The organism is Embleya sp. NPDC020886 (assembly GCF_044333915.1).
In the GTDB taxonomy this organism is placed as follows: domain Bacteria; phylum Actinomycetota; class Actinomycetes; order Streptomycetales; family Streptomycetaceae; genus Embleya.
In genome coordinates, this window is record NZ_JBIRRX010000014.1 from 57,218 (window position 1) to 74,195 (window position 16,978).

At 70.1% G+C, this 16,978-nt stretch carries 10 protein-coding genes and 1 riboswitch; of the genes, 8 read left to right on the forward strand and 2 right to left on the reverse strand.

Features of this window, described 5'->3' with window-relative positions:
- Nucleotides 1-338 precede the first annotated feature (338 nt).
- Both ACH4U8_RS35765 and ACH4U8_RS35770 read left to right on the forward strand, forming a co-directional pair.
- The gene (locus ACH4U8_RS35765) at nucleotides 339-3,107 is read left to right on the forward strand and encodes a CDP-glycerol glycerophosphotransferase family protein (RefSeq protein WP_360319252.1); all 2,769 of its coding nucleotides are present in this window, start codon (nucleotides 339-341) and stop codon (nucleotides 3,105-3,107) included.
- Entirely contained in the window at nucleotides 3,104-4,258 is a 1,155-nt protein-coding gene (locus ACH4U8_RS35770; RefSeq protein ID WP_360319250.1) for a glycosyltransferase, read from the forward strand. Before ACH4U8_RS35765 ends, ACH4U8_RS35770 begins: the two co-directional genes overlap by 4 nt.
- 31 nt (nucleotides 4,259-4,289) lie before the next feature.
- Here the strand turns inward: ACH4U8_RS35770 and ACH4U8_RS35775 are convergent, their stop codons facing one another.
- Entirely contained in the window at nucleotides 4,290-5,723 is a 1,434-nt protein-coding gene (locus ACH4U8_RS35775; RefSeq protein ID WP_360319248.1) for a DUF6056 family protein, read from the reverse strand.
- 337 nt (nucleotides 5,724-6,060) lie between these two features.
- On the opposite strand from ACH4U8_RS35775, the gene ACH4U8_RS35780 reads away from it, so the two are divergent.
- The 6 genes from ACH4U8_RS35780 to ACH4U8_RS35805 all read left to right on the forward strand — a co-directional run bounded on the left by ACH4U8_RS35780 (nucleotide 6,061) and on the right by ACH4U8_RS35805 (nucleotide 14,796).
- Entirely contained in the window at nucleotides 6,061-8,166 is a 2,106-nt protein-coding gene (locus ACH4U8_RS35780) for a PIG-L family deacetylase (RefSeq protein WP_395782507.1), read from the forward strand.
- Between the two features lie 196 nt (nucleotides 8,167-8,362).
- Nucleotides 8,363-9,955 (forward strand): glycosyltransferase family 2 protein, encoded by a 1,593-nt coding sequence (locus ACH4U8_RS35785; protein ID WP_360319244.1) that lies wholly within the window; start codon nucleotides 8,363-8,365, stop codon nucleotides 9,953-9,955.
- 350 nt (nucleotides 9,956-10,305) lie between these two features.
- Complete coding sequence (locus ACH4U8_RS35790) at nucleotides 10,306-11,301, forward strand: glycosyltransferase family 2 protein (protein WP_360319242.1); 996 nt, start codon at nucleotides 10,306-10,308, stop codon at nucleotides 11,299-11,301.
- The gene (locus tag ACH4U8_RS35795) at nucleotides 11,301-11,711 is read left to right on the forward strand and encodes a GtrA family protein (RefSeq protein WP_360319240.1); all 411 of its coding nucleotides are present in this window, start codon (nucleotides 11,301-11,303) and stop codon (nucleotides 11,709-11,711) included. The genes ACH4U8_RS35790 and ACH4U8_RS35795 overlap by 1 nt, the downstream gene beginning before the upstream one ends.
- A gap of 70 nt (nucleotides 11,712-11,781) precedes the next feature.
- Nucleotides 11,782-12,750 (forward strand): UDP-glucose 4-epimerase GalE, encoded by a 969-nt coding sequence (galE, locus tag ACH4U8_RS35800; RefSeq protein ID WP_395782508.1) that lies wholly within the window; start codon nucleotides 11,782-11,784, stop codon nucleotides 12,748-12,750.
- Between the two features lie 461 nt (nucleotides 12,751-13,211).
- Nucleotides 13,212-13,433, forward strand: a riboswitch (cyclic di-AMP (ydaO/yuaA leader).
- Nucleotides 13,434-13,437: 4 nt separating this feature from the next.
- A complete protein-coding gene (locus tag ACH4U8_RS35805) occupies nucleotides 13,438-14,796 on the forward strand; it encodes a transglycosylase family protein (RefSeq protein WP_395782509.1) in 1,359 nt (452 codons plus the stop codon).
- A 110-nt stretch (nucleotides 14,797-14,906) separates the two neighbouring features.
- On the opposite strand, the gene ACH4U8_RS35810 is transcribed toward ACH4U8_RS35805, so the two are convergent.
- On the reverse strand, nucleotides 14,907-16,940 hold the full coding sequence (locus ACH4U8_RS35810) for a PIG-L family deacetylase (RefSeq protein WP_395782510.1): 2,034 nt from the start codon (nucleotides 16,938-16,940) through the stop codon (nucleotides 14,907-14,909).
- Nucleotides 16,941-16,978 lie beyond the last annotated feature (38 nt).

Below are 16,978 nucleotides of genomic sequence, written 5' to 3' on the forward strand. Positions count from 1 at the left end.
CGATACCGTCCGATCCGCCCCGCTCCATCCTGGCAGGCTCGCCCGCCGGCGCCGGCGCCGGGCCCGGGAAAAGCGGCCGCGCCGATGGAACCGGAATGCGAGTTCGACGCGTCTCCACCACGAGGCGCAGCGCCACCCGCCGGTGGGCGACATTCGCCCGGTGATCCGCCCGTTGGCTAGGATCCAGGCAACTCGTGCGTACATTTTTCAGGTACTTCCCCCCACTTCGTCACGATCGACCACCGCACCGGTCGGTCGACGAAGCGCCCTCAAGGCACAGCTCGAGTCGTTCGCACAACCCGGAGGCAGCCGCAATGTCATCACCCTCCACGCCAGACGTGAGCGTGGTCGTCATCGTTTACAACGACGCAGAACGGCTGCCCCGCGCAGTGCGTTCCGTGCTCGCGCAGACGTTGAACAGCCTGGAGGTGATCATTGCGGACGACTGCTCCACGGACACGACACCGGATGTGGCCCGGGAGCTCGAGGCGGCCGACCCGCGCGTGCGCTACGTCCGCCTGGAGCACAACAGTGGTGGCTGCAGCGCGCCGCGCAACCGGGGCATCGAGGTTTCCCGCGCGCCGTACGTGATGTTTTTGGACAGCGACGACGAACTGCCTCCGCACGCGTGCAAGAGCCTGCTGCTCACCCTGGAGAAGAGCGGCGCGGATTTCGCGACCGGCGATGTCGAACGTTACTTCGAGGCGACCGGGCGGACCGCCCTCTGGTATCCCGATCTCTTCCTCGAGGAAGAGGTGGTGCACGGGCTCCAGGAAAAGCCCGAGATGCTCTTCGACCACCTCTCCACGAACAAGATGTATCGCCGGGAATTCATCGAAGAGCACGGCCTTCGTTTCCCGGTGGGAATCCACTACGAGGACCAGCTCTTCTCCGCGCAGGCGTTCTCCCTCGCCAAGAGCTTCGTCGTGGTCCCCTGGGTCGTCTATCGCTGGTACCTGGCCGCGGCCAACGAGAAGCTCTCGATCTCCAGCAGTCGACACAAGATGCAGAACGTCGTCGACCGGATGACGGTGGCCCGGCTGGTGGACGAGTTCTTCGTGCAGGCCGGGCAGAGCCGGGCGCTGAAGACCGCCAAGGACCACAAGTTCCTGCGCCACGATTTCCGGCTCTACCTGGGCGACCTCCCGCATCGGCCCAAGGAGTGGGTGGCCGGGTTCGCCGAGGCCACGGTGCCCTACCTGGCCACGCTCAACGACGAGGCGTACGCGCTGCTGCCGCCCGACGAGCGGATCTGCCTGTACCTGCTGCGGGCCGGGCGCCTGGAGGAGACCGTCGAGCAGGCCCGCATCCTGGGTCGCCCCAAGGTCGCCCCCCGCTATGTGACCCGGGCGGACGACCGCGCGTACTGGGGTCGCGTCGTGCCGGAGACGGCCGAGGCCCGGGAAAACCTGGACGTGACGGAACGCCACTACGAGAACCAGGTCTTCGAGACCGCGATTCTCCGGCACGAGGTCGAATCGTTCCGCACCGAGGGCACGGCTCTCGTCCTGCGCCTGCGCACCTACGACCCGGGCCTGCTCCTGGGCGATGAACCGGTGGAAGCCCGGGTGAATCTCGGGACCACCGGGCGCATCATGCGCACTCCGTTCCGGTTGCTCCCGGACGGTCCCGGCGAGTTCGCCGGCGAGGTCACCCTCGAACTGGCCGATGTGCCGCTGGGCATCAACGGTTTCGTGGGCCGGCGCCACCCCACCGTCACCCTTCGCCAGGGCGACCTGACGAACACGAACATCCTGCTCGGGCAGCTCGGGTTCACGCCGCTCGCCCGCCGGATCACCTACCGCCGGATCGAGCGGCATTCGGTCCGGATCGAGTGCGAGCCGGCCGGTGCGGGGCGCTTCCAGATCACCTGGGACCGGACGGGGGCCTTCAAGGAGGTCAAGCGGCTGGGTCCGATCCAGCGTCGGATCAAGCGCAAGGTCAAGGCCGCGCGCAAGAAGCTCAACAGCCACGAGAACAAGGCCACGATCTACCGGGCGCTGACGCGGCTGCCCGTGCGCAAGGGGCTCGTGCTCTTCGAATCGGTCGAGGGCAAGGGCTACTTGGACAACCCGCGCTACATCCACGAGGAGCTGGTGCGCCAGGGGCGCCCGGTCGACGTGGTGTGGTCGTACGCGGGCGACACCTCGACCTTCCCCGAGGGCGTCAAGCTCGTGCGGCGCGGAAGCTGGCAGTACGTGCACACGATGGCGCGCGCGCAGTTCTGGGTCGACAGCCACAATCTCCCGTCGATCTACGCCAAGCGGCCCGAGACGCACTACCTGCAGACCTGGCACGGCCAGACCATGAAGACGATGGGCTTCGACGTCCCCTCGCTGCGCAACGCGGCGGACGACGCGCAGTCCAAGCACCAGGCGATGGTGGATCGCTGGGACCTGTTGGTCTCGCCCAGCGAGGAGTTCGAGCGCACCTTCGTGCCGGCCAACAAGTACACCGGCGACCTGCTGCGCACCGGATACCCCCGGAACGACGTGCTGGTGCGCTGGGAGGAACCGGAGCAGTTGGAGCGGGCCCAGGAGGCCCGGAACCGGCTCGGCGTCCCGGACGGCGCGCGGGTGCTGTTGTACGCGCCCACCTTCCGCGACGGCGGACGCAACACCGGCTCCTCCATCCGCGTCGACCTGCGCGAACTGGTCGACAACCTGGACGACGACTGGATCATCGTGGTGCGCGCGCACTACTACGACCGATTCACCGTCCCGGCGGAACTGGCGCACGTGGTGCGCAACGGTTCCAATTTCCCGGATGTCAACGACCTGCTGTTGGCCTCGGACGCGCTCCTCACCGACTACTCGTCGCTGATGTTCGACTACGCCAACCTGCGCCGCCCGATCCTGCTCTTCGTCGACGACTACGAGAACTACAAGCACGGCGAGCGGGGCACGTACTACGACCTGGAGGAGATCGCTCCGGGCCCGATGCTCCGCGAGACGTCGGAGCTGGTCGACGTATTGCGTGATCTCGACCCTGTGGTCGAGGAATACGCGGAGCGTTACGAGAAATTCCACACGATGTTCTGTTCTTATGAGACCGGTCATGCCAGTCGGACCGTCGTGGACGCCTTCTTCGGTGAGGAACAGCAGTGAGGACCACCCGGACACGCCACGTCTTCTTCGTGGGTATCGACGTCGACTCGCTCGGAGGGTCCCAGCGGGTCATCCACACCCTGGCACAGGGTCTGGGCGGCCGCGGACATCGCGTCGAGGTGGTCGGCATCCGTACCGCCCCGGAGCCCTTCCGCTATCACGACGAGCCCACCTACGAGCACACCACGCTCTATCCGGACACTCCGGCGGCGGCCTGGCACGCCAAGTCGCTGACCGAGCGGCTCAGCCCGACCCGGAACCTGAGCGCCCGGCGCAACAAGGCGGCGCGCACCGAGGCCCGGGCCAAGCTCCAGGCACGCTTCGACGCCGTACCCGAGGGCTTCGTCGTCTTCGGCTCGCCGTGGGCCGCGGACTGGGTCCTGCCGCTGCACTGGCCGCAGCTCAAGGGCATCGGCCAGTACCACGAGTCCTTCCTCCAGGCCCGCACCTCGGAGAACAAGGACCTGATCCTGCGGCACTACCCGCTGATGAGCAAGGCACTGTTCCTCAGCCAGGGCGACGCCGACGAGTTCACCCGGCTACGGCTGCCCAACGCGGGCGTGATGCCGAACCCGCTGTCGTTCTACCCGGACGCGGTGGCACCGGCGGGGACCCGGCGGGTGGCCGCGGTCGGCCGGCTGGAGGGCATCAAGCGCCTGGAGCGGCTGCTGTGGGCCTTCGCCGAGGCCACCCGTGATGCGCACCAGGACTGGGAACTGCATCTGATGGGCGACGGGCCGCAGGAGGACTACCTGCGGGAAACCGCCGTCGAGCTGGGCATCGCCGATCGGGTGATCTTCCGCGGCCGGGTCTCGGACATGAGCCGGGCGCTGCGCGAGGTCGACATCGTCGCCCTCAGCAGCGAGAAGGAGGGGCGCCCGATGGCGCTGGCCGAGGCCGCCGCGTGCGGGGTGCCGGTGGTCAGCTTCGACCTCTCGGCCGGTGTGCGCGAACTCGTCGACGACGGTGTGACCGGCGTGCTCGTCCCGTCCGGGGACATGCCGGCGCTGGCCAGGGCGCTCGAACGGCTGATCGCGGATCCCGAACTGCGCTGCACCTACGGCAAGGCCGCACGCGAACACGTGCGGCCCTATGCCCTGGAAGCGGTGCTGGACCGCTGGGAAGACCTCTTCGACGAGATCGACCGCTGACGGATCGACGCCCGCTCGTGCGGTCCCGGAGTCACTTCCGGGGCCGCACGACCTCGTCCACCCGGTAGTAGCGGGCCACGCATCCCGCGGCCCAGTCCTTGGCCCGAGGCACCATGAAGGCTTCGGCCAGGCCACCGATCCGATGCGGATCGTAGGTCACCACCGTCGCCCCGCCCCGCACCTGGGCCCGAGTGCGCGCGTCCTCGGCGTCCCACTGTTGTGCCCGGGTGACCGTGGTCCTGGTCAGGTCCCGCATGACCCCGGCCCACTCGACCAGGGACACGGCGCTGAAGACCGCCGCCGCCAGGGCGATCACCGCCAGGCCGGCGCGTCCGGCGTTGCCCCGTCGGGCCGCCAACGCCCGCAGCGCCACGCCCAGGCACACGCCCCACAGGCCGAGCACGACCAGGGTGGGGCCGAGGAAGTTGAGCCACGTACGGCTGTAGGACCACCCGCCGGGGCCGTAGCCCAGGCGCAGCGACAGGGTGACGCCGAAGCTGATCACCAGGAACATCGGCGCCGGCAGCACCAGGACCACGGCCTTGAGCCAGGTCGGCCCCGGCAGCAGGGGCCCGTCCGCGACCAGCCGTCGCGTCACCAGGCCCAGCAGGACGCCGATCGCGACCACGGCCAGATACGTCCACGTCGAGGTGATCGTGTCCAGCACCTTGAGCCACTCGTGATACCCGGACTTGAGCACCTTCGGGTCGAGCGCCGACTCCCCCGTGCCGGTGGCGGCCCGGCGCAGCTTGGCCCCGGGGGAGGTGTAGAGCAGACCCAGCCCGACCACGAGACCGACCAGGGCGGACACGTTCCACAGCAGTGCGAAGCGTTCCTTGCGGCGGATCGCGGCGGGCAGTGCCACCAGCGCGGCCACACCACACATGGCCAGCGAGACGACGGTGAACGGCTCACTGAGCATGCCGATGAACAGACCGACGACCCCGATCCCGATCACGGCCACCTGCCGGCGCTTGGGCGTCGTGGCGGTCAGGCACCAGAACAGGCTCCAGACACCGATCACGAACGGCAGGGTGTGCGAGATGGTGGCCGGCGCCCACAGCAGGGCCTGGTACGGGATCGGCATGGACAGGAAGACCGCGCACGTGGTGATCAGCGCGAGCAGCAGGTACACCGACGCGGGCGCCTCCCAGCCGAGCCGCGCCCACAGGGTGCGGTAGAGCAGGAACAGACCCGCTGCCAGGAACACCAACAGCAGCAGTGGCAGCACCTTGACGCCGGCGAGACCGTCGCCGTAGACCAGGCCGGAGACGAAGGCGTTGGAGACGCGGCCGTTCTGGGTGTTCCAGAAGTCGTCCATCAGGCCCCAGGTGCCCATGTCCCGGGCCTTCCACAGGACGCACCAGTCGTCCGAGCTGGGCCGCACGAAGAGTCCCAGGAACGCGCCGACCGACAACAGGATCCCGGCGACCGCCGCCCCCGTCAGAGCCCCGGCCCGAATCAACGTGGCGGTTGGGACGTGGGTTCCCGACGGGGATAGACCGAGACGGCGCACCAGCGACCCTTCCGAGGCGAACTACGATGATCGAGAGCGGGCCCAGGATACGGGCGGTCCGGGGGCCCGGCCGATTCGACGGGGGCCGCTGCGCCGGCTGCGGCGAAGCGGGCCACGGCTCGGCTCGTGCCAGACTAGCCATCGCCGCCAGGCGCTGGACCTTCGGACCCTGTGGAACCACGAACGCAGATTTCGAATCTGGTCATATAACCATGCCTCGATCTCCATACCTGCTCCGCACGCCGATCCGCCTGCGGTCTCTACCCCCACTGGAAGGCGCCGGTACGTGTCTCTCCCACGTCGTCTGAGCCGCGGATGGACGTTGGTCCCGATAGCCCTGGCCGTCCTGATCGGCATCGTGTTCCTGGTCCGTTCGCCCGGATCGTCGACCCCGTCGAAGGACGCTGCGGCCGCGCCCTTCCCCGAGGTCTACTCGCCGGACTTCCCGGGTGCGTACGTGCAGGTGGTGGCTCATCCCGATGACGACCTGTACTTCATCAACCCGGAGATCGAGAAGTCGATAGACCACGGCAGCGCGTCCACGACCATCTATCTGACCGCCGGCGAGGCCGACGGCTGGCGGGCGCCGTCGGGTTCGAAGCAGAAGTCGTTGGACCGCTCGCAGTACGCGACGGCCCGGCAGAACGGCCTGCGCCAGGCGTACGCGGAGATGGCGGCGGGCAACCGCAACGCCAAGTGGGAGCGCTCGACCCTGAAGACCCGGGTCGGCCTCGCCGAGGTGGACACGCTCGTGGCCAAGCCGCGCGTGCGCCTGGTGTTCCTGAACATGCTCGACGGCGGCGGGCATGTCGCGAAGGAGAAGCAGGTCGGTCTGCGGCAACTGTGGGAGGGCTCGATCCCGAGCATGCCCACGCTGATCCCGGCCGGCGGCCCGGTCAAGAACACCTACGCCTATACGAAGGACGCCCTGGTCGGCACGCTCACCGACCTGTACGCCCAGTTCGCGCCGACCAGTGTCCGCACCCTGGACCCGGATCCCGAGCCGCACGTCTACTCGCCCGAACCCGGCAAGGGTTACGTGGACCACCCGGACCACACCGCCGCGGCGCTCTTCGCCCAGGCGTCCCTGGCCGACTATCAGGGCCCGGGCAACTCGCGCCGCATCGTGGTCACCAGCTTCCGCGGCTACGGCAACGCCTTCTGGCCGAGCAACCTGGCCGCCGACGAGTTCAAGCGCAAGAAGTCGATCCTGGACATCTACGGCGGCGGCAACCCCGACCGCTGTTCGCTCGAATTCGGGTGTGGGGACCGGAACGTGGGCACGACCGCCGAGAAGTCGCTGTGGCCGCAGACCACCTACGCGCGCTACCCGGTCACGCCGACCTGGGCGGGCACCCTGCCGGACGGCCGGCTGACCGCGTTCGCGGTGCTGGACGGGCAGGTCAGCCAGTGGACCGAGAAGAAGGCGGGCAGCGGCACCTGGGGCAGCCCGGCCTATGTCGGCGGCGGCTGGCTGGCGCCCACGCTGAGCGTGGCCAAGACACCCGACGGCAAGCTGCGGCTGGTGGGTCTGCGGACCACCTTCGGCCCCACCGCGCCGACCCAGAAGCGCGAGATCGTGACCGCGACGCAGACCGAGCCGGGCGGCAAGTTCGGCCCGTGGTCGGTGATCGGCAACCCGGACGCGGCCGACCCGCAGCTCGCCCGCAACGTCGGGGTGCCCGCCGTGGCGGTGAACCAGGACGGTCGCATGTCGGTGTTCGTACGCAACGGCGGCCGCGGTTTGAGCAGCAGCACCGAACTGGCCAACGGCACCTGGGGCCCGTGGGCCAACCTGGGCGGCGCCGACCTCCAGGACGGCCTGGCCACCGTGACCACCCGCGCCGGCCGGATCGAGGTCTTCGCGTCGACCAGGGCCGGCATGGCGCGCTGGGCCCAGCCCAAGCCCAACACGGCGCTCGTGGCCGACCCGAGGTTCCGGGGTCCGGCGGTCTCCTCCGCCCCGACCGCGGTGATCGAGGCCGACGGCCGGATCGGCGTCTACGTCCGCAGGTCGCCCGACGGGGCGGTGATCGCGCTGCGCCAGACCGCGCCCGAGGGCGGGTGGGCGGCCGAGCCGCGCGACCTCGGTGTGCCGGGCGGCACCGGGACGGTCGCGGTGACACCGCGCGCCGACGGCAAGGTGGCCCTGGTCGTGCGCAACAACGGCGGCGGGGTGAGCAGCGCGGTGGCCGCGCCGGACCGGGACGCGCTGCCGCTGCGCTGGAACGACGACGGTCGCTACGTTCCGTACACCCCGCTGGCCGCGACGGACTCGACCGGTCGCACCGTGTTGCTGGCCCTGGGCCAGGACGGGCGCATGCTGGTCACCAGGCAGCAGGACCCCGTCGCCGCCGCACCGTTCGGCACTTGGCTGCCGATCGGCAACTAGCGGCGCGGTCGGTGTCGTGCGCACGGAAAGGCCCGGGCGCGCGACACCGACCGACCCGCGAACCACCCATGTGGAATCGCCGGTGGACGGAGCTTTTCACCGTGGGCGCCATCGGGTACCCGAAGCCGAAGTGCCGGAGCATAGGCTGATTGCCGCCGCACCGGTCGGCGCCGCCGCAACGAGAATGGGTGAAGAGATGACTCGCACTGACGGGGTGAGCGTCGTCGTCATCACGTACAACGACGCGACTCACCTGCCGGCCGCCATCGAGTCGGCCCTGGCCCAGGGTGATGTGGTCTCGGAGATCGTGGTGGTGGACGACGCGTCGACGGACGAGACCGGCCAGGTGTTGTCCCGCTGGCCGCGCGATCGGGTCCGGGTGGTGCGGCGTACCACCAACAGCGGTGGTTGCGGCGAGCCGCGCAACGACGGCACCGCCTTCGCGCAGTCCGGCTGGATCTGTTACCTCGACAGCGACGACGTGCTCCCGCCCGGCGCGGTCGAGGCGATGTATCGGGCCGCGGTCGACAACGACGTGGACTTCGTGGCCGGGCGGTGCGTGCGCCGCGAGTTGCCCGAGGAACGCGATGTGGCCTGGCATCCGCACCTGTTCGCGAAGCCGGGCGTGTACTCGATCGCCGAACGCCCGGAATCGTTGTGGGACACCCTCGCGGTGAACAAGCTCTACCGCCGCTCGTTCCTGACCGAGAATCACATCCAGTTCCCCGACGGCGCGGCCCACTACGAGGACTTCCCGTTCACCGCGAAGGTCTACGCGGCGGCCCGTCGCTTCGCGGTGATCGACGCGCCCGTCTACACCTGGAACGTGCGGCGCCGCACCTCCAAGCCGTCCATCTCGCTGCGTCGCGACCGCATCCGCAACTGGCAGGACCGGGTCCGGGCGCACGCCGATGTCGTCGAGATCATGCGCGACACCGGTGACGAGCACCTGGTGGACGCGGCCGAGCGCAAGTTCCTGGAGCACGATCTCTCGCTCTACCTGCGCGACCTGCACCGGCAGGAGGAGGAGTACCGCAACGAGTGGTGGGAGATCGCCCGGCAACATCTGTCCACGTTCGGCGTGCGGGCCTTCGTGGACGCGACGCCGTCCGCGCGCTGGGCCGCCGACGTGGTGCGCACCCGGGAGCGGCCGACCGCCGCCGCCCGGCTCGCCGAGCTGGCCGCGGATCCGCCGCGGCTGGTGCCGCCGTACTTCGGCGGACCCGAGACCCCGACCTGGGACGACGAGCGCCCGGCGGTCCCGCTCAGCGGTTTCCGCTCGGTGCCCACCGCCGGGCTGCCGATCGACGTCGAGGCGTCGGTGTCGGTCACCGGGGCCCGGCTCGCGCTGGACCTGCGGATCGCCGATCTGTACGGCCGGATCAGCGCCTCCGGGATCGCGCACGTCGAGATCGAACTGCGCGATCGACTCGGCACCACCAATCGGTCCCGGCCCGCGACCGTGACCGCCACCGCCGAGGACGGGTTCCTGCACGGGCGCGCGGTGCTGGACGGCGGCGCGCTGCGCGGCCTCGGCGCGTTCGCGACGTGGGACATCTGGGCGCAGGTGAGCTTTTGGGACGGGTCGGCCACCCATGTGCGAGTTCGCGCCGCCGGTGGCTCGGGGCTGACCCGGCACATGGTCCCGGACCTGCGTCGGGCCCTGCTGCTCGTGCAGCCCTACCGCACGGCCAACCACTCGCTTGGGGTGCGGGTCGCGGACGGCCCGCGCGGTGCGGCGGCCGTGGCCACCGCCCGATTCCGCCGCCGGTCCGGCTCCAAGACCTGACCCGTCGAGTGCTCTCGGGTGCGACCGGGTCGACGGTCGCACCCGTCGTCGACGATGCCGAGCGCCGGGGCCGGCCGTGGAACCGCTGCGGAGCCGGCCGCGTCCCTCCCAACGAACCTTCCAGGAGCCCCGTCCGAGGCCCGCGCGGTCGCTCTTCGGGCTGTGGATCCGGGTCGGCGCAGTGATTCGGGACAGGCTTTTCGTGCAAGAATGATCGGCGCTCGGGCTGCCGACCGTCTTCGACCAGGTCTGTGGAACCTCTTCGGCGACGCGGGTCGGACAGAACGCCTGCCAACGCGGCTGTGGCCTTGGGCCTGGTCCTGTCTTCAGACGAGAAACCGGTGAAGTCGATGCTCTTGTCTCTCGTGGTGCCGTGCTTCAACGAAGAAGCCGTACTGTCCACCTTCCACGAGACGATCCGCGCGGAGCTCAAGGACATCGGGGCCGACGTCGAGATCTGCTACGTCGACGACGGCAGCTCCGACGGAACGCTGCGGATCCTGCGCGAGCTGGCGGCCAAGGACCCGGCCGCCAAGTACACCTCCTTCAGCCGCAACTTCGGCAAGGAGGCCGCCATGTTGGCCGGCCTGGAGCAGGCCACCGGCGACGCCGTGGTGATCATGGACGCGGACCTCCAGCATCCGCCGGAGTTGATCCCGCGCATGCTGGATCTCCACCTCAAGGGCCACGATCAGGTGATCGCGCGGCGCAGCCGTGAGGGCGACAAGCGGTTCCGCAGTTTCCTCAGCAGCTCGTACTACAAGCTCGTCAACAAGTGGGTCGACGTCGAACTCGTCGACGGTGTCGGCGACTTCCGATTGTTGTCGCGGCAGGCACTGAATGCGCTGCTGTCGATGCGCGAATACAACAGGTTTTCCAAGGGCCTGTATTCGTGGATCGGATACGACTCGGTTCTCTTCGAATACAAGAATGTCACCCGCGAACTCGGACAGACCAAGTGGAGTTTCGGCAAGCTCCTCAATTACGGCCTGGACGGTTTGATCTCGTTCAACAACCGGCCGTTGCGGGTGGCCATCTACTTCGGCCTCGTGTTGTCCGCGCTGTCGCTCGCGTACACCATGATTCTGATCGGCATCGCGATCTTCCAGGGCATCCAGACGCCCGGTTACATCACCATCATCGCGGCGGTGACCGGTCTGGGCGGGCTCCAGATGACGATGCTCGGTCTGATCGGCGAGTACATCGGCCGTATCTACTACGAGACCAAGAACCGCCCGCACTACCTGGTCCGCGAGAGCACGGAGACGCGGGTGCCCGCGCCGCAGATGGCCGCCGCCATCCGGGAGACCTCGGCGAACGCCGCGCCCCGAGGGGTCGGCCGCTGATGCTGCGTCAGGCCATTCGCTTCGCGCTCGTGGGTGTGGTGAACACCGGCACCTACTACCTGCTCTACCTCGGGTTGCGTCATGTGGTGCCGTATCTGGCGGCCCACGTCACCGCCTTCATCCTGAGCATGATCGGCTCGTTCTTCATGAACACGTACTTCACCTACAAGGTGCGGCCCACGTGGAAGAAGTTCCTGCTGTTCCCGCTGACCAACGTGACGAACTTCGTGATCACCACGGTGGGCGTCTACGCGCTGGTGTCGTGGGCGTCGATGGACGAGCGGATCGCGCCGCTCGTCGCCGCCGCCGCCGCGATCCCGGTGACGTTCGTGGTCTCGCGCAAGGTGATGATCCCCGGAACCGAACCGCAGCACCGCGTCACCGAGTCGGACTCGACGCCGGTGTCGTGAAGCGGACCGGCCCGCGTCGCCCCGGCCCGGCCTGAGCCGGGGCGAACGGCTCGGCGGTTACGCTGAAGTCATGAAGTGGCTTGTCACCGGCGGCGCCGGATACATCGGGACACATGTCGTGCGGGCGCTGCTCGCGGTCGGCGAGGACGTGGTCGTGGTCGACGACCTGTCCTCGGGCACCCGCGAGTTGGTCCCGGAGAAGGTGCCACTGGTGGTCGGCTCGGTGCTGGATCGGGCACTGCTCGACGAGGTCTTCCGGGCGCACGCCGTGGACGGTGTGGTGCACATCGCGGGCCGCAAGCAGGTGCCCGAATCGGTCGCGCGCCCCCTCTACTACTACGAGGAGAACGTCGAGGGTCTGCGCACCCTGCTGGCGGCCATGGTCGAGGCCGAGGTCACCCGGATCGTGTTCTCCTCCAGCGCCGCCGTCTACGGCATGCCCGACGTCGACCTCGTCGACGAGGACACCCCGTGCGTGCCGATCAACCCGTACGGCGAGAGCAAGCTCGTCGGCGAGTGGATGATCAAGGCCACGGCGCGCGCGCACAAGATCTCGTACGCCTCGTTGCGCTACTTCAACGTCGCGGGCGCGGGCGCGCCGGAGCTCGCGGACAAGGGCGTGTTCAACCTGGTGCCGATGGTGCTGGAGAAGTTGACGGCGGATCAGGCGCCGATGATCTTCGGGGACGACTACGACACCCCGGACGGCACCTGCGTGCGCGACTTCATCCACGTGGTGGACCTGGCCGAGGCGCACGTGGCCGCCACCCGTCGGCTCGCTGGCGATCCGGACGCGCGCCTGGTGCTGAACGTGGGTCGCGGCGAGGGCACGTCGGTGCGCGAGATGGTGGAACTCATCGGCGAGGTCACCGGTTTGCGCGACTTGGCTCCGGAGGTGCGGCCGCGGCGTGCGGGCGACCCGGCCCGGGTGGTGGCGAGCGCCGACCTGATCACCACCGAGTTGGGCTGGAAGGCCCGGCACGACACGTCGGACATGGTGCGCAGCGCGTGGGCCGGTTGGCGGACGCCCCGCGGCTGAGCCGCGGGGCGGGTGGCGTCGCGCCGGGGCCGTCGGCCGCCGGCGCGACGCACCTCGGTCGCCGGTGAGGATCGCCCGGGACCGTGCGGTGGGCGGGAAGTGGCCCGGGACGAATCGGATATGCGGCATTTGACCTGTGGGGCGAATCACGCCCGCCGCGGGTGCGGGCGTTCGCAGCGGTGGGCAAAGGCGCGTTCGCGCGACGCTACCCGCGATGCCGATGTGACGAGCGGGGCGTAGGTGATCGATTCCGGGCGTTCGGTATGGACGGCGACCCGGGGCCACTGTCACGCATTTCCATCGGATCCGGCACGGAACGCCAACTACGGTCCTTTCCGTAAGGGATCATCTACATTGCGCTCAACCGCAAATCGGATATTCGACGTCTATCCGACACGGACTTGTGATCTACGTCCGGGCCTGCTTAGCGTTCGATCCGTCCGTATCCCACACGGACCCCGATCGCCGGTACGCCGAATCCTGTCGCCGGCCGTTCGGGAGGCTGACGAGCACCACACGACAGGAGCGGGGGAACCACAGGTGAACCGCCGCGAACGGCCCCGATCGAAACGATCGGACGCCGCGAACGGCTTGGGGTGAAGCCACGTCCTTCGGGATGTGGCCGGGCTATCGATCTCCGGCCCGAATCCGACAGCTCACCTCGTAGGCGTGGGAGAGGATCCAGCCATGCTGTCCGGAACCGGGCGTCATCGCCGTCGCAGCACCAGTAGGACCACGCGTCTGATCGCCGCGGCGGGTGTCGCCGGAGTCGGCGTCGCCATGCCGATCATCGGCGCGGGCACGGCCCAGGCCGCCTCCGTGAGCACCTGGGACAAGGTCGCCCAGTGCGAGAGCACGGGCAACTGGCAGATCAACACCGGCAACGGCTTCTACGGCGGCCTGCAGTTCACCCAGAGCACCTGGAACGAGTTCGGCGGCACGCAGTACGCCGCGCGGGCCGACCAGGCGACCAAGGGCCAGCAGATCGCGATCGCCGAGAAGGTGCTCAAGAGCCAGGGCCCCGGTGCCTGGCCGGTGTGCTCGGTCAAGGCGGGCCTGACCCGAGGCGGCGCGACCCCCGACGTGGACACCGGCTCCTCGGCCGGCAAGACCGCGCCGAAGTCGACGCCCAAGACCGAGTCTCCCAAGGCCGAGACGCCGAAGAAGACGGTCGCCGCGCCCAAGATCGAGGTCAAGACCGAGGCGCCCAAGACCGAGACGCCGAAGACCGAGACGCCCAAGACCGAACCGGTCGCCAAGGCGGACTCCGCCGCCACGTCGTCCTACGTCGTGGTCGCCGGCGACACGCTCTCCAAGATCGCCGGCGCCGCGCATGTGCCCGGCGGTTGGCCGAAGTTGTACGAGGCCAACAAGAGCGTCGTGGGCGACAACCCCGACCTGATCTTCCCGGGCCAAAAGCTCGCGGTCGACGGCAAGGCCGCGCCGAAGATCGAGGTGCAGAAGCCGCAGGCCCCGAAGGCCGAGACCCCGAAGGCGGAGACGCCGAAGGCGGAGACGCCGAAGACGGAGACGCCGAAGACGGAGACCGCCAAGCCGGCCACGCCGAAGACCTCGGTCAAGACCGAGGCCGCCAAGACCGACTCCAAGCCCGCCTCGGCGAGCACCGAGAAGGCTTCCGGCTCGTACGTCTCCCCGGTCTCCGGCGCCACGCTCACCGCGAGCTTCGGCTCCGGTGGCTCGCGTTGGTCCAGCGGCAGCCACACCGGCCAGGACTTCGCGGTCTCGACCGGCACCACGGTGCGCGCGGTCACCTCGGGCACCGTCGTGTCGGCCGGTTGGGGCGGCGCGTACGGCAACGAGGTCGTCATCCGGCACGCGGACGGCAAGTACACCCAGTACGCGCACCTTTCCTCGATCTCGGTCAAGGCCGGGATGAAGGTGCAGACCGGCCAGAAGATCGCGCTCTCCGGCGCGACCGGCAACGTGACCGGCCCGCACCTGCACTTCGAGGTCCGCACCACGCCGAACTACGGCTCCGCGGTCAACCCGATGACGTGGCTTCGCAGCCACGGCGTCAACGTCTGATCCACCGCTCTCCCGCGCCGAACGGCGGGCGTTCCCCTCGGGGAGCGCCCGCCGTTCGCGTGTCGGGACGGGCGGCACCCGGTCGGCCCGGCCGAATGCCGGGGGCGCGGTCAGGACGGCCGGGCGGTGCGCAACGTGCCGTCCGGCCCGAGCCACAGGGCGACCGGCGCTCCGGCGCCGTCCGACGCGAGGGTGGGACCGACCGCGACCGCGGGCTCGTCGAGCACGAGCGCCGCGCCGGCCGGCCCGACCAGGACCGGGCGGCCGCGGTCGTCCCGGGTGCCCAGGTCCGTGGTGCCGTCCGGCCGGGGCAGCGGGTACAGCGCCTCGTAGCCCGCGCCCGCGCCGCGCGAGGCACCCGGCGACCAGGTGCCGGGCCCGACTTCGAGCACACTCGCGATCTCCGCGGCGCCGGCCCGCCGGTAGGCGACGCCGATCCGACCGTCGGCGCCCACCGACGCCGCGGGCGGGCCCACCGGCCGCTCGGCCGCGATCGTGCCGGGCGGGCCCGACCGGTCGCCGACCACGTCCCAGTGGCGGATGCCCTCGCGGGCCGTGCCGAAGACGCTCACCCCACCGTCCGGGCGGGTCACCGCACTCAACCCCTCGACGATCTCGCCGCCGCCCAGGTCCCGCCAGGGGGACCACGCCTCGCTGCCGGCCGGCCGGAAACGGGTGCTGATCCCCTTGTCCCGATTGCGCACGAACACGTGCAGCCCACCCGTGCCGTCGGCCTGGACCACCGGTGCGCCCGGGCCGCGTTCGCCGTCGTCGGGGCTGCCCAGGGCCCGCCATGGGCCCAATGTGCCGCCGGGCGTCGCCTCGGTCGCGGTGACGATCTCGAACCGGTCCCGATCGGCACGCCGGGCGCCGCCGATCCGCAGCGCGAACACCGCGATCCGACCGTCCGCCGTGCGCACCGCAGCCGGCCCCGGGGCGAGTTCGCCGTCGCCGGGACCGGGCATCGACCGCGCCGGGGACCAGGTCGCGGCGCCGACGCCGTCCTGGGTCCAGCGGGTGATCCGGCCGCCGAGCACCGCCCACGCGGTCAGCCGGCCGTCCGCGCCGAGCACCGGCCGGGGACCGGCGTCCGGGAAGCGATACGTGGTGCTCTGCGGCCAGTTGCTGCGCGCGGCGGTGTCGCGCACCTTGAGATCGCCGCAGTCCACCCGTCCCGGGCAGTACCGCACCCGGTCGGTCCAGCCGTACACCCGGGTGATCCCGTCCTTGCGCTCGCGGGCCTCGGGCGCGAGATTGTGCGGCCAGCGCTCGTTGTAGTAGCCCCGGTAGGCGATCGCCGCCGCGTTCGCGGCCGGCCGCGTGTCGTTGTACCGGCGCAGCGCCTCCCAGGTGAACCGCGCGGCGGCGGTGTGGTCCTGGTGGTCCGAGACGCCGCCGTTGTCCGCGTGCGCCGGGTGTGCCCGGTCGTGCCGTTGTCGATCGGGGTCCGGGTCGAGCGTGCGCACCACGGTCGGCGTCTGGGCCCGCATCAGATCCGCGAGCGAGTCGATCAGACCGTCCCGGGTGTACGCGTACGGCCCGCCGGCCGGTTCGTCCCGGGCGGCCAGCGTGTCGAGTTCGCGTTCCGTGCCGTTCCACAACGTGCGCAGCCGCCCGTGCGCGCCGATGCCCTCCTCCTTGCGGGTGTTGAGGAACACCAGCTTGATGTTCGGGGCGTCCACCAAGTGGTCGAGTTCGGCGTGCGCGCCGTCGCGCAGCCGCACGCTGTGCCGCTCCCAGCGCGCCGCACGATCCCCCAGCGCCATGAACGCGTACGCGGCGCGCGAGCCGTTGTTGCGCGCGGCCGCGTACGCCGACGGATCCGGGCGTCCACCCGGCCCATTGCGTCCGTCCGCCTCGCCGGCGGTGAGAAAGACCGTCACGCTGTCCGTGCCGGCGCGCACCGCCCGATCGACGTCGGGGTTCATGAAGTAGAGGTCGTCGTCCTGATGCGCGACCACCTGCATCACCGCGCCGGTCGGGCCGGACCGCGGCGCCAGGGTCTCGATCCCGATCGGCGAGGTCGGCGCGTGATACGGGGGCGACCCGTAGGGCCCGGTCACCTTCACCACCGCGAGCGCGAAGCCGAGCGCCAGCACGCCGACCACCGCGGTGAACCTGCCGGTGCCGGGGATCATCGCCATCTCGGCCGGGGCCTTTCTGCTGTGCCGTCGCGGGCGGA